The sequence below is a fragment of the Mycolicibacterium thermoresistibile genome (assembly GCF_900187065.1).
In the GTDB taxonomy this organism is placed as follows: Bacteria; Actinomycetota; Actinomycetes; order Mycobacteriales; family Mycobacteriaceae; genus Mycobacterium; species Mycobacterium thermoresistibile.
This window is the reverse complement of record NZ_LT906483.1, coordinates 4,283,350-4,296,432: the sequence shown is the minus strand read 5'-3', so window position 1 is coordinate 4,296,432 and position 13,083 is coordinate 4,283,350. Positions and strand designations below refer to the sequence as shown.

Genomic DNA, 13,083 nt, shown 5'->3' with positions numbered 1-13,083 from the left:
GAACGAAGTAGTGGCATACAGCATGAAAAAGATTCCGCAACTGCGCGATCTTGATTCCCGTACATGGGCTACGGCTACATGGACGATTCCATTTACCGTCCAATTTGTACTGCTGCTGTCCGTTGTCATGCTATGGATATTGGGAAAGGCAACATATTTTGCTGATGCGCATGAGCGAGGTTGGTTCGTTTCTGCGGCGGCAATAACGTTGCTCTTCACGCTACCGATGAGTGCTCTCCTCCTGATGTTGCAGTCATCGCGCGTTCGCGGACTGGCGGTTGCCATCGCTGGATCATCGGTAATCGTTGCTACAGGGATGATTACCTATTCGTTTCTGGTTCTTCAATGGTGAGGTGGGCCCGTGGCCGATAGCGTTGATGCGAATGCGCTGGAATATCGTTATGGTCCGGTTACCTTTGTAGCCGCAGCCGCAAATATCTTTATTGTCGGTATCATTATGTGGGTTTTTGCGCCGTACACGATATTCTTCCCGCAGTTTTACGTATTTTTACTGGCCGATCTGGCGATATCGGTAATCCTGATGAGGCGATTGGGCAAATCCGGTCAGATCGGACGAGGAATGTTGATTGGTTTACTTTCGATCCCCGCGGCATTAGTTGTCTTCATCCCTGCCTATCTTATTGCAGGTGCGGTAGGCCCGGTTTGACCGCTCTTCCGGAATTAGAGTGCATCGATTCGTTGGGCGAGGTCGCCGCAGTGCAGCAGTGAGCGCAGTCGGTAGTTGGTCAGATTCCTGAATCCCAGCGCGTTGCGGCGGAGTGCTTCGAGGCGTCCGTTGATGGCTTCGGTGGGTCCGTTGGAGGCGTGGTGGTCGAAGTAGGCCAGTACATCGTGGCGGCGGCGCCACAGGGTGCGGCCGAGTTGCGCCAGTTCCTCCAGGGCGTCGGGGACACCGCTGCGCAGCGTGGTGATGATCGCGGTCATCATGGCTTTGCCGCGGTGCCGGTCGGGGTGGGCGTAGGCGGCGATCAGTCGTTGGTAGAAGCCCCAGCACAGCTCGACGGCGAGGTGGTTCTCGTCAGCGAACCTGAGTTTGGACACCTGTGTTGGTTTCGGTGTTGGATAGTTCCCTGACCTGCATGTTTTCGCGTGCGGGTGGTTGTTTTGGGGTACTAAACCGGTAGGTTCGGGCGGTGGCGTACGTGCGGAAAGTGCGCACTGCTTCGGGCGCGGTCGCGGTGCAGGTGGCCCGCAAAGAGGCTCTTCGACTTTGAGCGGGCAATCAGCTGCAAGTCCGGGTTGCGGCCCGCTGTTTGCGGGTGCAGTGGAATCGTATCCGGCGGGCGGAGTTGGTGGGGTTGCGGAAGCCGCAGGCGGCGCGTTTGACCTGCTTGACGAGCCGGTTGTAGCCCTCGGTGCGGGCGTTGGTGATGCCGGTGACGAGGAAGGCGTTGATTTCGGGCCACCAGGTGTCGACGGTGCTGGCCAGAGCCAGTAACTCGGGGATTTTCGAGTCGATACACCAAGACAGGAAGCGGTGCAGCCGATGCCGCGTCAGATGCGGGTCACCGCCGAGGCGCACAGTGGACAGCAAGGTGCGCAGTTCTTCCTTGGCGATCCACGCTGACAAGATCTGGCCGCTGTCGTCGGCGTCGACGATGGCGTTCCACATCTTCGCGAAAGCTTTGTCTGACAGTCGTTCTCGTCCTCGTAGTAGCCGGCGGCGGTTGGCCCATTCCGGGTCGGCTTTGCGGCCGCGGCGATCACGCAGGTCCCAGGTCACCCGGCGGCGCACCTTGGTCAGCGCCTCGTTGCCAAGCTTGACCAGATGAAAGTGGTCGACCACGATCGTGGCGTTGGGCAACAACCCGGGTGTGCGGATCGCCGCGGCGTACACCGCGGCCGGGTCGATCGCCACGAACTGCACCGCCTCCCGGAATTGCGGGGTGCGTTCGTTGAGCCAGTCGATGACCGCGGCGCTGGTGCGGCCCTCGCGTTGTCCCAATAGGCCTTGATTCCCGGACAAGTCGACGAATCCGGTGTCCCACGGGTCGATACGCACCCATCGGCCATCGACGCCTTGGACCCACGACGGCTTGCCGCGGCGGGTTTGTCGATGCCGAGCACCTTGACCGGTTCGGGCTCGCGCAGCAGTGTCTCGGCGTGGGCGACGAACGCGCGGTGCGCGGTCGGCCACGACACATCATGGGCGTCGGCGACCTCGGACACCGCCCGGCCGGCATCGCCGATTGCCTGCCCGATCGCAGTGCGCAGCCGCGCGGTAGTGCGTGCCCGTGACGGGATCTGGGCGATGGCCTCAGTGAATGAGGATCTGGGGCAGTAGTCCTCGCGGCAACGCCAGCGGGTCTTGTGCCAGCGCACCACGATGTCGCCATCACCATAGGGAATGTCCTTCGGTGAGGTCGTCACAAACTCCTTGACCGAGCGCGACACCACCCCGCATTGCGGGCATGCCGCGGCGGCTTCGTCGACGGTGACCACGTGCACCACTCGCGCCCCATCGGGGAGTCGCTCGACACGCTTCACCCGTACTCCTGACAGCCCAAACAACAATGTCGTACCGTCAAACACGGCCCTCGGTCCCCTTCCTCAGCCTGAATGCTTCGCAACTTTCAGACTTCGGAAGACCGAGGGCCTCCCCATGCAACGACACGCCCTATGAGAGCGAAATCACAACTGCCCGTTTAAAATCGAAGAGCCGACATACGGACATCCTTCCCGCGGGACCAGCAGTCCCACCAGTCAGGTGTCCACCATCAGGGGGCAACCCCACATGGCTTACTAAGCCAAATGTCCTAACTCAGGTCTGACCGGGAAAGAGTCGCCAGGATCGGTCGAGGATGAGAGCAACCGGCGCCGAAACGAGATCGACGCTTTCACGGAGGTCTTGGCAAAAGGGTTTGCGGCTCCGTAGGCCTAAAAGTTCACCTCCCTCAGCGCCACGATGTTTGGCGCAGGCAGAAGCGCGTTCGAGCCATTTAATGTCGGCGGGTGGAATCCCCGGGACGATGTGCCCGTTCCGCTCCCATCAACCGAGTCGGGTTCCACCACAAGTCCTCCGTCCGTCCCACCGCGTCCTGCACAGCCAGGGGTATCGCAGTTCTGGCCGATCTGAATGGTGCTGCCGTTCTTATGCCAACCATCATCCGCCTGGCGCGAGCGTGCGTGTCTGCGGCCGACACGCCGAGTTGGCGTGCGATTTCACGCACGCTCGCGCCGCGGGAGGCCACCGTGGCGTTGCGCCTCCAGTGCCCAGATGACAGCGATCACCGGCAACGGCGCCAACGCCGCCCACCAGTTGGCGCCCGCGGGTACCAGTTCGGCGATCACCTGCGCGCGGTCGATGCCGTCGACCGTGCTCGGCAACCATTCGTTGAGCAGGATCGTCAGCAGCCGGGTGGTCTCGAACGGTCCTATGTTGGTGGCCACCACCCAACTGGCACAGGTGACTCCGAGCGACCACGGCCATGCCAGTAGCAGCGCCTGCTTGTCGATGAGTTCGGCTGAACACCGCACCGTCTCGGCGAGATAGGCGAACCCCAGTGCGGCCAGCAGCATGCCGATCTGGGCTGCGAGCAGATCGTCGAGCACAGAATGCGCGGCGGCGTCGTCGCGACGCACCGGCAGGCCGATGGCCAGCGCCAGCAGGCCGGCGAGCAGCGCCAGCGTGGCCAGTCGTGCGGTGGTGTCGGCGACCCGCTCGAACGAATCGACGACGGTGCGGGTCACCACTTGCGACGCCCGCCCGGGCGGAGTGCGGTAGAAGATCACCAGCACGAGACCCGATACCGCGAGGGCGACGATCCAGGTCGCCACCGCCGTGCACACCGCCGCCAGCGCCGCCGACCCGAGCAGCGAGACCAGCACATCGTCGGCGTCCACACCGCTGCGTACGACGATCAGCGGCACCGCCCCGAACGCCAGGACCCCGGCCAACCGCAGCAGCAGCGGGAAACTGAACCGGGTGAGGTCGGCCGGTTTCAGGTCCAGATCGCCGTGGCGGACGTGGTCGAGTTCCGAGCTCAGCACCGTCCGGACGTGGGAGCGCCGCGACGGCCGGTCGGTGCCCGGTTCGGTCAAGAGTGGTCGTGCACGATCACGCCGCGGATGATGCGGCCGGCCAGCATGTCGTCGTAGCCCTGGTTGATGTCGTGCAGCTTGTATTCGTGGGTGACGGTCTCGTCGAGCAGTAGCTTGCCCTCGCGGTAGAGGCTGAGCAGCCGCGGGATGTCCGCCCGCGGGTTGGCCTCGCCGTACAGGCTGCCCAGCAGCCGCTTCTGGAACAGGGTGAACATCGCCATCGGCAGCGTCGGCGTCACATCGGCCAGCGCCGCGATCCCGGTGAGCACCACCGCGCCGCCCTTGCGGATGATGTCGATGCATTCCCCGATCATCGGTCCCTCGACCAGGCCGACGGTCAGGATCGCCGAGTCGGCCATCACCCCGCGGGTCAGGTCCCCGACCAGCGCGGTGGCCTCCGCCATCGACGTCACGAAGTGGGTAGCCCCGAATTCCAGTGCCTTGGCGCGTTTGTCCTCGACGATGTCGACGACGACGATCTTCTCCGCCCCGGCCAGCCGGGCGCCCTGGACCGCACCGCTGCCGACCCCGCCGAACCCGATCACCACCACGGTGTCGCCGGGCTGCACCTTGGCGGTGTTGACCGCCGAACCCCAACCGGTGGTGACCCCGCAGCCGATGAGGCAGGCCCGGGTCAGCGGCAGATCGTCGTCGATCTTGACCAGGGAGGCCTCGGAGACGACGCCGTACTGGGCGAACGTTCCCAGTAGCAGCGCCACCCCGACGTCGCGGCCGTCGGGCAGATGCCGCCGGTAGGTGCCGTCGAGCTGGGTGCCGGCCAGCAGCATCGCGCCCAGGTCGCACAGGTTGGACCGGCCGGTGGCACACCACCGGCAGCGCCCGCACGCCGGCAGGAATGAGGCGACCACGTGGTCACCGGGTTTCAGGTCGCGCACCCCGGGCCCGACCTCCTGCACGACGCCCGCGCCTTCGTGGCCCCCGATGATCGGCAGGGGCGCCGGGAAGTCACCGGTGCGGACATGATGGTCGGAGTGGCACATCCCGGTGGCGGTGAACGACACCAGGACCTCACCCTCCTGGGGGCCGTCCAGTTCGACCTCTTCGATGCTCCAGTCGCCGTTGACGTCCCACAGCACCGCGGCATTCATCTTCATGGCCCGGAGTCTAGGAAGCCGATGCCTCCCAAACCTCCGAAACCGCAGAAACGTCCGAAACCTCCGAAACCGCCGGATCGCCAACCTCATTCGCCGGCTTGCGGGGATTCGCCCGGTTTCTGATTCTCGTGACGGATCATTGCGCTAGGTGTTCTTCACGGGTAGGTTGTGAACGCGTAGGCGGTCGATAGGTGTCATTCCGCCGATGCCGGTGTGGGGTCGGTGGTGATTGTAGTGATGCAGCCAGTGCTGGTAGGTTCCGGCGCGTTCGGCCTCAGAGCGGTAGGTCTGCGCATAGGCCCATTCAGTGGTCAGGGTGCGGTTGAATCGCTCGACTTTGCCGTTGGTCTGCGGCCGGTAGGGCCGGGTCCTCTTGTGGGCGATGTCGGGGCCGAGCGCTTCAGCGAAATTCTTTGACCGGTAACAGGATCCATTGTCGGTCAACACCCGCTTGACGGTAATGCCATGGTCGGCGAAGAACGCGCTGGCGCGTTTCCAGAACCCCGCGGCGGTTTCTTTGCGTTCGTCGGCGAGGTCCTCGGAATACGCCAGCCGGGAGTGGTCATCAACGGCGTGGTGCAAGAACGTGTATCCCATGCCGCAGCGGTTGCGCCGGCCGGCTTGGCGACCCAGCTTGCGATGGCCGCCCCCGTCGGGGATGCGGCCCAGTTTCTTGACGTCGACATGGACCAAGTCGCCGGGAGCCGGGTGCTCATAGCGGCGGGGTTTGGGCCGGCGTACCGGCAACCCGGTGTTCTGGTCCAGGTGCCGCAGCAATGGCATGCGGTAGCGGCGTAACACCGCTTCTACCGTTGACCGCGCCAACCGCAAATGGGCGGCGATACGATGTGGGCCCCACCGCCGGGTGAAGCGCAGGTTGACGATGCGCCGCTCACGTCGTTTCGGCAACCGCAACGGACTGCGATGCGGCCGGCTGGGCCGGTCTACCATCGCTGCTTCGCCACCGTCGCGATAACGGTCGGCCCATTTCTTGGCTGTGGCCACCGAACATTGGAACCGCTCAGCAGCGCGCCGCAAACTCCAGCCCTGATCAACAACAGCAACAGCCTGCGCAAGCCGCAACCGCCCACGAGGAGTCAACGAAGCATTAGCGTGGACCATGAGGACCTCTCGGTAATCGGATGTGCGTGTTTGGTAACCACACCGATACCGGAGGTCCTCACCTACTTCCGCTCACCACGCCGTTCACAACCTGTCTGGGAGTTACAGCTAGCGCCAGCCCGCCCAGCGCGAGGATCCAGCTGGCGAAGCTGCCGACCAGGAAATACTCGGTCACCTCGTCGATTCCGATGGCGATACCGTTCTTGCCGTTCTCCCGGGCCTTCTGGGCGTTGATCTCCGGGAACCGGATGATGCTCTTGGCGGCGACGACGAGCGAGGCCGCGGCCAGGTGGCCGGCCAGCCCGAGCCCCAGGATCAGCAGCCGTTCCATCGGGCCCAGCAGCCGGCCGCCCTTGAGCCGGTCGGACGGTTGTGGCTGGCCGACGGGTTTCACCGCCCCAACCGCGGCGAGCACCAACCGCACCAGCTGGTTACCGGTGACGAGCTGCAGCAGCCCCACACCGACGATGGTCAGCATCCGGTCCGCGTCGACGGCGGTGCCCCCGGGCAGATCCACCCAGCCCGCCCATCCGGCGACCAGCCCTCCGACCGGGGAGGCCCAGCCGGACAGCAGCAACAGCACCCCGACGGCGCCGCCGAACACCGCCAACGCGGCCGGCTGGTGGCTGCCGGTGCGTTCGGCGCGGGCGCACAGCACCTGCCAGAGCACTCCCGCCGCCGTCGCGATCAGCAGCAGGGCGACGTCGCCGCGGTGCCACAGCCCGGCCAGCGCGGCACAGCCCACGACCACCACGGGCACGGCGGCGACCGCGACCCGGAGGCGGTCGGTCAACCGCCGGCAGACGTCGGCGACGCCCACCGCGATGAGCAGCACCGCCACCGCGCTCATCGGATGCCCCGCAGGTGTCGCGAGGCCAGCACGATCAGGTCCAGACCGTCGCGCCCGGCGCGCTGGGACACCGCCGACGCGCTGATGCCCTCGGCTTTCGCGATGTCCTTCTTCGCCTGCTCGCTCAACAGTCCCCGCATGATCCGTATCGATCGGTCATCGAGTGATCCAAGCAGGTGGTCCCGACACATCAGCGCGGCGTTGACCGCATCCGGGTCCGGGCCGGTGCCGTCGGGCTGGCGGCGGTACGCGGTGCGGACCAGGGCCAGACCCGGTTGGCGCTGCGCCGCGGCCGTCCATTCGATGGCGTCCCGCGCGGCCCACCAGCCCGGCCCGTCCTGGATGCCGGATTCGGCGTCGAGCACGGTGACCGCGCCCCAGCCGATGCCGAACCGGATGTCGATGTCGGGCGCGACGGCCAGCCGCACCCGCAGCGCGGCGTCGATCGCGGCGCCGACGGTGGCGAAGCTGCCCTGGAACTCGTCGCCGACCGTGAAGGCGAGGCCGGTGCCGGCCAGCGCCGCCTCGACGCGGCGGTGCAACTCCCGGCGGTCGGCCGCCTGCCGGGAGCCGATGATGTCGCCGATCACCGGCGCCCGCATTGATGAAGCGCTGAACTTCACTTCCGCCATATGAAGAGCATAGCTTCATTCAGCGAAAATGAAGCTATCAGCTTCACTGGCCGGGGTGGCCTACTCCTCGACCAGGGCGACAGCGCCCTTGAGGTGGCGGACCGCGTCCGCGACGATCTGCTCGATCAGTTCCGCACACGACGGCAGGTCGTCGAGAATTCCGGCCACCTGACCCGAGGCGAGCACGCCGGCCTCGGTGTTGCCTTCGACCAGACCGGCCTTCAGCAGCATCGGGGTGTTGGCCGCCATGATGACCTGCGCCCAGGTCAGATCCTTGCCGCGGCGCATCTCCAGGCCGTCGCGGATCATCGACCGCCAGGTCATCCCGGTCATCTTCTTGAACTTCTGGGCGTTGCGCACGGCCGCGGTGAAGCCGCGGATCGGCGAACCGCTCTCCAGTTTCTCGACCAGCCCGGTGCGCAGCACCCGGTGCGGCATACCGTCGACCCGGGTGGAGACGACGGTGCCGTCCAGCCCGGCCTCCAGGTAGCGGCGCTTGACCGCGTCGGGCACGGTGGAGTCCTTCGTCAACAGGAACCGGGTGCCCATCGCGACGCCGGCGGCGCCGTAGGCCAGCGCGGCAGCCAGCCCGCGCCCGTCGAAGAATCCGCCCGCCGCCACCACCGGCATGCCGGTGTCCCTGACGGCGTCGAGCACGGACGGCAGCAACAGCGTCGTGGGGACCGGCCCGGTGTGGCCGCCGCCCTCGCCGCCCTGCACGATCACCGCATCGGCGCCCCAGCCGGCCACCTTCTCGGCGTGCCTGGCCGCGCCGACCGACGGGATCACCACCACGCCGGCGTCCTTGAGCCGGGCGATCAGCTCGGGTTTGGGCGCCAGCGCGAACGACGCCACCTTGACGCCCTCGCGGATCAGCAGGTCGACGCGTTCGTTCGCGTCACCGGCGTCGGCGCGGATGTTGATCCCGAACGGCTTGTCGGTGGCGGCCTTGACCTTGTCCACCGCGGTCTGCAGCTCGTCCAGCGTCATCGTCGCCGACGCCAGGATGCCCAGGCCGCCGGCGTTGGCGGTGGCCGCGACCAGCCGGGCCCCGGCCACCCAGCCCATCCCGGTCTGCACCACCGGATGCTCGATGCCGACGAGATCGGTGAGGGGGGTGCGGATCCTGCTCAACGCCGGATTTCCCTGTCCCGCACCGATTTGGGGTCGATGACCTCGCGCAGCAGCCGGAGTTCCTCGTCGCTCGGCAGCCGGGTCGGCTCCGCCTTGTCGAGGTCGTGGATCTCGAAGCCGGTGTTCTCGGCGACCTCGTCCGGGGTGATTCCCGGATGCAGTGAGACCGCACGCATCTGGCGGTTCGGCCCGCTGAAGTCGAACACCCCGAGATTGGTCACCACCCGGTGGATGTTGACGAACCGGAACGCCGGGTTGTCGGGATCGACCTTGTCCCAGCCGATTCCGGACACCACATCGACCGACTCGCCGAACACCCGGGTGGAGTGGTTGCCGACCCAGTAGCTGGTGGCGTGGTTGATGGTGTTGCCGGGCGCCCCGCGCACGCCGAACATCTGGCGGGTGGGCTTCTGCAGCGGTCCGAGCGCCGACAGGTTCTGATTGCCGTAGCGGTCGATCTGGTTGGCGCCCATCACCACGTGGCGGCGGCCCCAGGCCAGGGTCTCGAAGACCCGGCCGAACGGCATCCAGCCCTCGACCGGACCGGTCTGCCCCAGCGGCGGGGTGTCGGCCAACAGTTGGGCCTCGCCGTCGGTGAGCAGGATGTCGGGGGCGAAGGTGAGCCGCGCCAGCCGGGCGCCGATGGAGGCCATCGGCGTCATCGGGCTGACCATGATCTCCCCGGCGTCGCGGAAGAGTTCGGCGCAGGCGACCGCGCACACCTCGGCTCTGCTGACGGAACTCACGAGGAAGCCTCCTGTTCGAATGTGCGGACCGCGGCCTGGTAGTCGTCCTCGCTGCCGGAGAGGTAGGTGTCGACGAACTCCCGCCAGGTGTCCTCCGATCCGGCGGCCTGCGCGTAGTGCCGCTGGAACTTCTCGTCACGGTCGTAATCGGGTGCGGCGGTGGTGAAGTGGGCGCCACCGGGCGCCTCCACCACGGCGTCGACCATCATCCGGTTCACCAGCAGCGCCTGGGGCGGAACCGATTTGACCAGTTCCTCGGTGGACACCACCCGCTCCACCGACAGGTACCGGCGCTCGGCGGCCATCAGGTACAGGTCGTCGAAGTACGGGTCGATGCCCGTGTAGGCGGCGTTGCCGCGGGCGTCGCCGAGGTTCAGGTGCACGAACGCGGCGTCGAGGTTCAGCGCCGGCATCGCGATCAGCGTCTCGTGGCCACCGCCGGGGGCCGGATACGGGCTGGTGACCGTCTTGAGCTCACCCTCCCAGAAATCCGGCACCGAGCTCCCCAGCCCGGCCCGGATCGGCAGGAACGGCAGTCGCTGGGCCGCGGCCTGCAGTCCGCACCGCAGCATGCCCTCGTCCATCTCGCGGACCTCGATGGCGCCCGACGTGCGGGCCTTGGCGAACCACGGATCGTAGAACGGGGGAGAGTCCAGCGACACGAAGCCGTAGTAGGCCCGCCGCACCTTGCCGGCCGCGCACAGCAGACCGAGGTCGGGCCCGCCGTAGGTCACCACGGTAAGATCCTTGACGTCGCTGCGCAGGATCGCCCGGACGAACGCCATCGGTTTGCGCCGGGAGCCCCAGCCGCCGATGCCGATGGTCATGCCGTCACGCAGTTCGGCAACGACCGCGTCCAGGCTGGTTCTCTTGTCGCTCATTGCTTCTTGCCCTTGTTCGTCCCCGCGAACGCGTCGCGGTGCTCATCGGCCACACCGGCCAGGTTCAGCTCGAAGGTGAAGCCCTGCTCCATGCGGTAGCTGGAGTTCACCCGCTGCACGTCGATGAAGTTCAGCGCCTCCTTGGCGGCCCGGATCACCCGGGTGTCCTTGGCGGCGATGTCCCGGGCGACCCGCAGCGCCGCCTCGTCGAGTTCGGCGCGGGGCACCACCTCGTGCACCGAACCGAAATGGTGCAGCGTGTGCGCGTCGACGGTGGCGGCGGTGAAGAACAGCCGCCGCATCATGTGCTGCGGCACCAGCCGGGAGAGGTGGGTGGCCGCCCCGAGGGCGCCGCGTTCCACCTCGGGCAGGCCGAATTTCGCGTCGTCGGAGGCGACGATGACATCGGAGTTGCCGACCAGCCCGATGCCGCCGCCGACGCAGAATCCGTTGACGGCGGCGACGACCGGCACCGCGCACTCGTACACCGCGCGGAACGCCTCGTAGCAGCCGCGGTTGGCGTCGATCAGGGCGGTGAAGCCCTCGGTGTTCTGCATCTCCTTGATGTCGACGCCGGCGTTGAACCCGCGGCCCTCGGCCCGCAGGATCACCACGTGGGTCTGCTGGTCACGGCCGGCCGCCGTGATCGCATCGGCGAGTTCGAACCATCCGCGCGAGGGGATGGCGTTCACCGGCGGATAGTCGACGGTGACCGAGACGATGCCCGGTTCGGGACTGGTGGTGGTTATCGGCATCGGATCTTCCGCTTCCTGGGGTCGCTACCTAAGCAAGCACTTGCTTGGTACGCTAGCACAGTGACCAGCGAGCCAGAACCCGTGAACCTCGGATTGACCGGCCGGGTGGTGTTGGTGACCGGCGGTGTCCGCGGCGTCGGCGCCGGGATCAGCGCGGTTTTCGCCGACCAGGGGGCGACCGTGGTGACCTGTGCCCGCCGCCCGGTCGACGGGTTGCCCTATGAGTTCCACAGTTGCGATGTGCGCGACGACGACGCCGTGGCGGCGATGATCGACACCATCGTCGACCGGCACGGCCGCCTCGACGTGGTGGTGAACAACGCCGGCGGTTCGCCGTACGTGTTGACCGCGGAATCGTCGGCGAAGTTCAACCGCAAGATCATCGAACTCAATCTGCTGGGCCCGCTGTCGGTTTCCCAGCACGCCAACGCCCACATGCAGAAGCAGCCGCGGGGCGGGTCGATCATCAACATCGCCAGCGTCAGCGGCCGGCGGCCGACCCCGGGCACCGCGCCCTACGGTGCGGCCAAGGCCGGGGTGGAGAGCCTGACCAGCACGCTGGCCGTCGAATGGGCGCCCAAGGTGCGGGTGAACTCGGTGGTGGTGGGCATGGTCGAGACCGAACAGGCCGATCTGTTCTACGGCGACGCCGAGTCCATCGCGGCGATCTCGAAGAACGTGCCGCTCGGCCGGCTGGCCACACCGGCCGACGTGGGTTGGGCGACCGCGTTTCTGGCGTCCGACGTGGCCTCGTACATCAGTGGTGCGTCGCTGGAGGTGCACGGCGGTGGCGAGCCGCCGCACTATCTGGCGGCGACGAACGCGGACGCGATCAAGTAGCCCCGAATCAAGGCCTAGTTAAGGAGAGCATGGATGGGAATCGTTGACGGCCGGGTGGTCATCGTCACCGGAGCGGGCAATGGCATCGGCCGGGCACACGCGCTGGCCTTCGCTGCCGAGGGCGCCCGGGTCGTGGTGAACGACATCGGGGTGGGCCTGGACGGCTCGCCGGCGAGCGGCGGCAGCGCGGCGCAGGCGGTCGTCGACGAGATCAAGGCGGCCGGCGGGGAGGCCGTCGCCAACGGATCGAACGTGGCGGACTGGGCCCAGGCCGAGGAACTCGTCAAGACCGCGATCGACACCTACGGCGGCCTGGACGTGCTGGTGAACAACGCCGGCATCGTGCGGGACCGGATGATCGCCAACACCAGCGAGGAGGAGTTCGACGCCGTCGTCGCGGTCCACCTCAAGGGCCACTTCGCCACCACCCGGCACGCCGCGGCGTACTGGCGCGGGTTGGCCAAGGAGGGCAAGGCCGTCGACGCGCGCATCATCAACACCAGTTCCGGGGCCGGCCTGCAGGGCAGTGTCGGACAGGGCAACTACAGCGCCGCCAAGGCCGGCATCGCCGCGCTGACCCTGGTGGCCGCCGCCGAACTGGGCCGCTACGGCGTGACGGTCAACGCGATCGCGCCGTCGGCGCGCACCCGGATGACCGAGACGGTGTTCGCCGAGATGATGGCCACGCAGGATCAGGAATTTGATTCCATGGCCCCGGAGAACATCTCACCGCTGGTGGTGTGGCTGGGCAGCGCCGAGTCCAAGGACGTCTCCGGCCGGGTGTTCGAGGTCGAGGGCGGCAAGGTGCGGGTGGCCGAGGGCTGGGCCCACGGCCCGGAGGCCGACAAGGGCGCCCGGTGGGATCCGGCCGAACTCGGCCCGGTGGTGCGTGATCTGCTCGCCAAGGCGCGCCAGCCGGTGCCGGTCTACGGGGCCTGAGTGATCT

At 67.0% G+C, this 13,083-nt stretch carries 15 protein-coding genes and 1 pseudogene; 4 read left to right on the top strand and 12 right to left on the bottom strand.

Translation table 11 applies throughout. The features are described from left to right. Positions 1-10 precede the first annotated feature (10 nt). Together CKW28_RS23690 and CKW28_RS23685 are read left to right on the top strand one after the other, a co-directional pair. Positions 11-352 carry a hypothetical protein gene (locus CKW28_RS23690; RefSeq protein ID WP_131588023.1) on the top strand — a complete coding sequence of 114 codons (342 nt, stop codon included), beginning with the start codon at positions 11-13 and terminating at the stop codon, positions 350-352. Between the two features lie 9 nt (positions 353-361). Next, on the top strand, positions 362-667 hold the full coding sequence (locus CKW28_RS23685; protein WP_131588022.1) for a hypothetical protein: 306 nt from the start codon (positions 362-364) through the stop codon (positions 665-667). Between the two features lie 14 nt (positions 668-681). Here the strand turns inward: CKW28_RS23685 and CKW28_RS20305 are convergent, their stop codons facing one another. The 12 genes and pseudogenes from CKW28_RS20305 to echA20 form a co-directional block, all read right to left on the bottom strand. Then, on the bottom strand, positions 682-1,062 hold the full coding sequence (locus tag CKW28_RS20305; RefSeq protein ID WP_003925025.1) for an ISL3 family transposase: 381 nt from the start codon (positions 1,060-1,062) through the stop codon (positions 682-684). A 181-nt stretch (positions 1,063-1,243) separates the two neighbouring features. After that, complete coding sequence (locus CKW28_RS24250) at positions 1,244-2,023, bottom strand: ISL3 family transposase (protein WP_003925024.1); 780 nt, start codon at positions 2,021-2,023, stop codon at positions 1,244-1,246. Positions 2,024-2,184: 161 nt separating this feature from the next. Further along, positions 2,185-2,391, bottom strand: a pseudogene (locus tag CKW28_RS24245) (ISL3 family transposase); the annotation flags it as partial. Positions 2,392-3,183: 792 nt separating this feature from the next. Then, positions 3,184-4,062, bottom strand: a complete 879-nt coding sequence (locus CKW28_RS20295; RefSeq protein WP_003924888.1) for a hypothetical protein — start codon at positions 4,060-4,062, stop codon at positions 3,184-3,186. Next, positions 4,059-5,177 carry an NDMA-dependent alcohol dehydrogenase gene (locus CKW28_RS20290; RefSeq protein WP_003924887.1) on the bottom strand — a complete coding sequence of 373 codons (1,119 nt, stop codon included), beginning with the start codon at positions 5,175-5,177 and terminating at the stop codon, positions 4,059-4,061. The genes CKW28_RS20295 and CKW28_RS20290 overlap by 4 nt, the downstream gene beginning before the upstream one ends. 144 nt (positions 5,178-5,321) lie before the next feature. Continuing rightward, a complete protein-coding gene (locus CKW28_RS20285; protein ID WP_095176476.1) occupies positions 5,322-6,299 on the bottom strand; it encodes an IS481 family transposase in 978 nt (325 codons plus the stop codon). A gap of 58 nt (positions 6,300-6,357) precedes the next feature. Further along, a complete protein-coding gene (locus CKW28_RS20280; RefSeq protein WP_061252260.1) occupies positions 6,358-7,149 on the bottom strand; it encodes a hypothetical protein in 792 nt (263 codons plus the stop codon). Beyond that, positions 7,146-7,781 (bottom strand): SatD family protein, encoded by a 636-nt coding sequence (locus tag CKW28_RS20275; RefSeq protein WP_040547186.1) that lies wholly within the window; start codon positions 7,779-7,781, stop codon positions 7,146-7,148. The genes CKW28_RS20280 and CKW28_RS20275 overlap by 4 nt, the downstream gene beginning before the upstream one ends. A 60-nt stretch (positions 7,782-7,841) precedes the next feature. After that, positions 7,842-8,915, bottom strand: a complete 1,074-nt coding sequence (gene ipdC, locus CKW28_RS20270) for a (3aS,4S,5R,7aS)-5-hydroxy-7a-methyl-1-oxo-octahydro-1H-indene-4-carboxyl-CoA dehydrogenase (protein WP_003926364.1) — start codon at positions 8,913-8,915, stop codon at positions 7,842-7,844. After that, positions 8,912-9,661, bottom strand: coding sequence for a cholesterol ring-cleaving hydrolase subunit IpdB (ipdB, locus tag CKW28_RS20265; RefSeq protein WP_003926363.1), 750 nt, complete (start codon positions 9,659-9,661; stop codon positions 8,912-8,914). Before ipdB ends, ipdC begins: the two co-directional genes overlap by 4 nt. Next, positions 9,658-10,542, bottom strand: a complete 885-nt coding sequence (gene ipdA / locus CKW28_RS20260; RefSeq protein WP_003926362.1) for a cholesterol ring-cleaving hydrolase subunit IpdA — start codon at positions 10,540-10,542, stop codon at positions 9,658-9,660. Before ipdA ends, ipdB begins: the two co-directional genes overlap by 4 nt. Next, positions 10,539-11,297, bottom strand: a complete 759-nt coding sequence (gene echA20 / locus CKW28_RS20255; protein ID WP_003926361.1) for a (7aS)-7a-methyl-1,5-dioxo-2,3,5,6,7,7a-hexahydro-1H-indene-carboxyl-CoA hydrolase — start codon at positions 11,295-11,297, stop codon at positions 10,539-10,541. The genes ipdA and echA20 overlap by 4 nt, the downstream gene beginning before the upstream one ends. A gap of 81 nt (positions 11,298-11,378) precedes the next feature. Here echA20 and CKW28_RS20250 point away from each other — a divergent pair, with 81 nt between their 5' ends. Both CKW28_RS20250 and CKW28_RS20245 read left to right on the top strand, forming a co-directional pair. Next, positions 11,379-12,137 carry an SDR family oxidoreductase gene (locus tag CKW28_RS20250; protein ID WP_003926360.1) on the top strand — a complete coding sequence of 253 codons (759 nt, stop codon included), beginning with the start codon at positions 11,379-11,381 and terminating at the stop codon, positions 12,135-12,137. 33 nt (positions 12,138-12,170) lie between these two features. After that, complete coding sequence (locus CKW28_RS20245) at positions 12,171-13,076, top strand: SDR family oxidoreductase (RefSeq protein ID WP_003926359.1); 906 nt, start codon at positions 12,171-12,173, stop codon at positions 13,074-13,076. The last annotated feature ends 7 nt before the right edge of the window (positions 13,077-13,083 follow it).

Excerpts from the sequence above, each read along its gene's own strand:
- echA20 (WP_003926361.1), bottom strand. The coding sequence starts at position 11,297 with ATGCCGATAACCACCACCAGTCCCGAACCGGGCATCGTCTCGGTCACC.
- CKW28_RS20280 (WP_061252260.1), bottom strand. The coding sequence starts at position 7,149 with ATGAGCGCGGTGGCGGTGCTGCTCATCGCGGTGGGCGTCGCCGACGTC.
- CKW28_RS20245 (WP_003926359.1), top strand. The coding sequence starts at position 12,171 with ATGGGAATCGTTGACGGCCGGGTGGTCATCGTCACCGGAGCGGGCAAT.
- CKW28_RS20290 (WP_003924887.1), bottom strand. The coding sequence starts at position 5,177 with ATGAAGATGAATGCCGCGGTGCTGTGGGACGTCAACGGCGACTGGAGC.
- ipdA (WP_003926362.1), bottom strand. The coding sequence starts at position 10,542 with ATGAGCGACAAGAGAACCAGCCTGGACGCGGTCGTTGCCGAACTGCGT.
- CKW28_RS20275 (WP_040547186.1), bottom strand. The coding sequence starts at position 7,781 with ATGGCGGAAGTGAAGTTCAGCGCTTCATCAATGCGGGCGCCGGTGATC.
- CKW28_RS20285 (WP_095176476.1), bottom strand. The coding sequence starts at position 6,299 with ATGGTCCACGCTAATGCTTCGTTGACTCCTCGTGGGCGGTTGCGGCTT.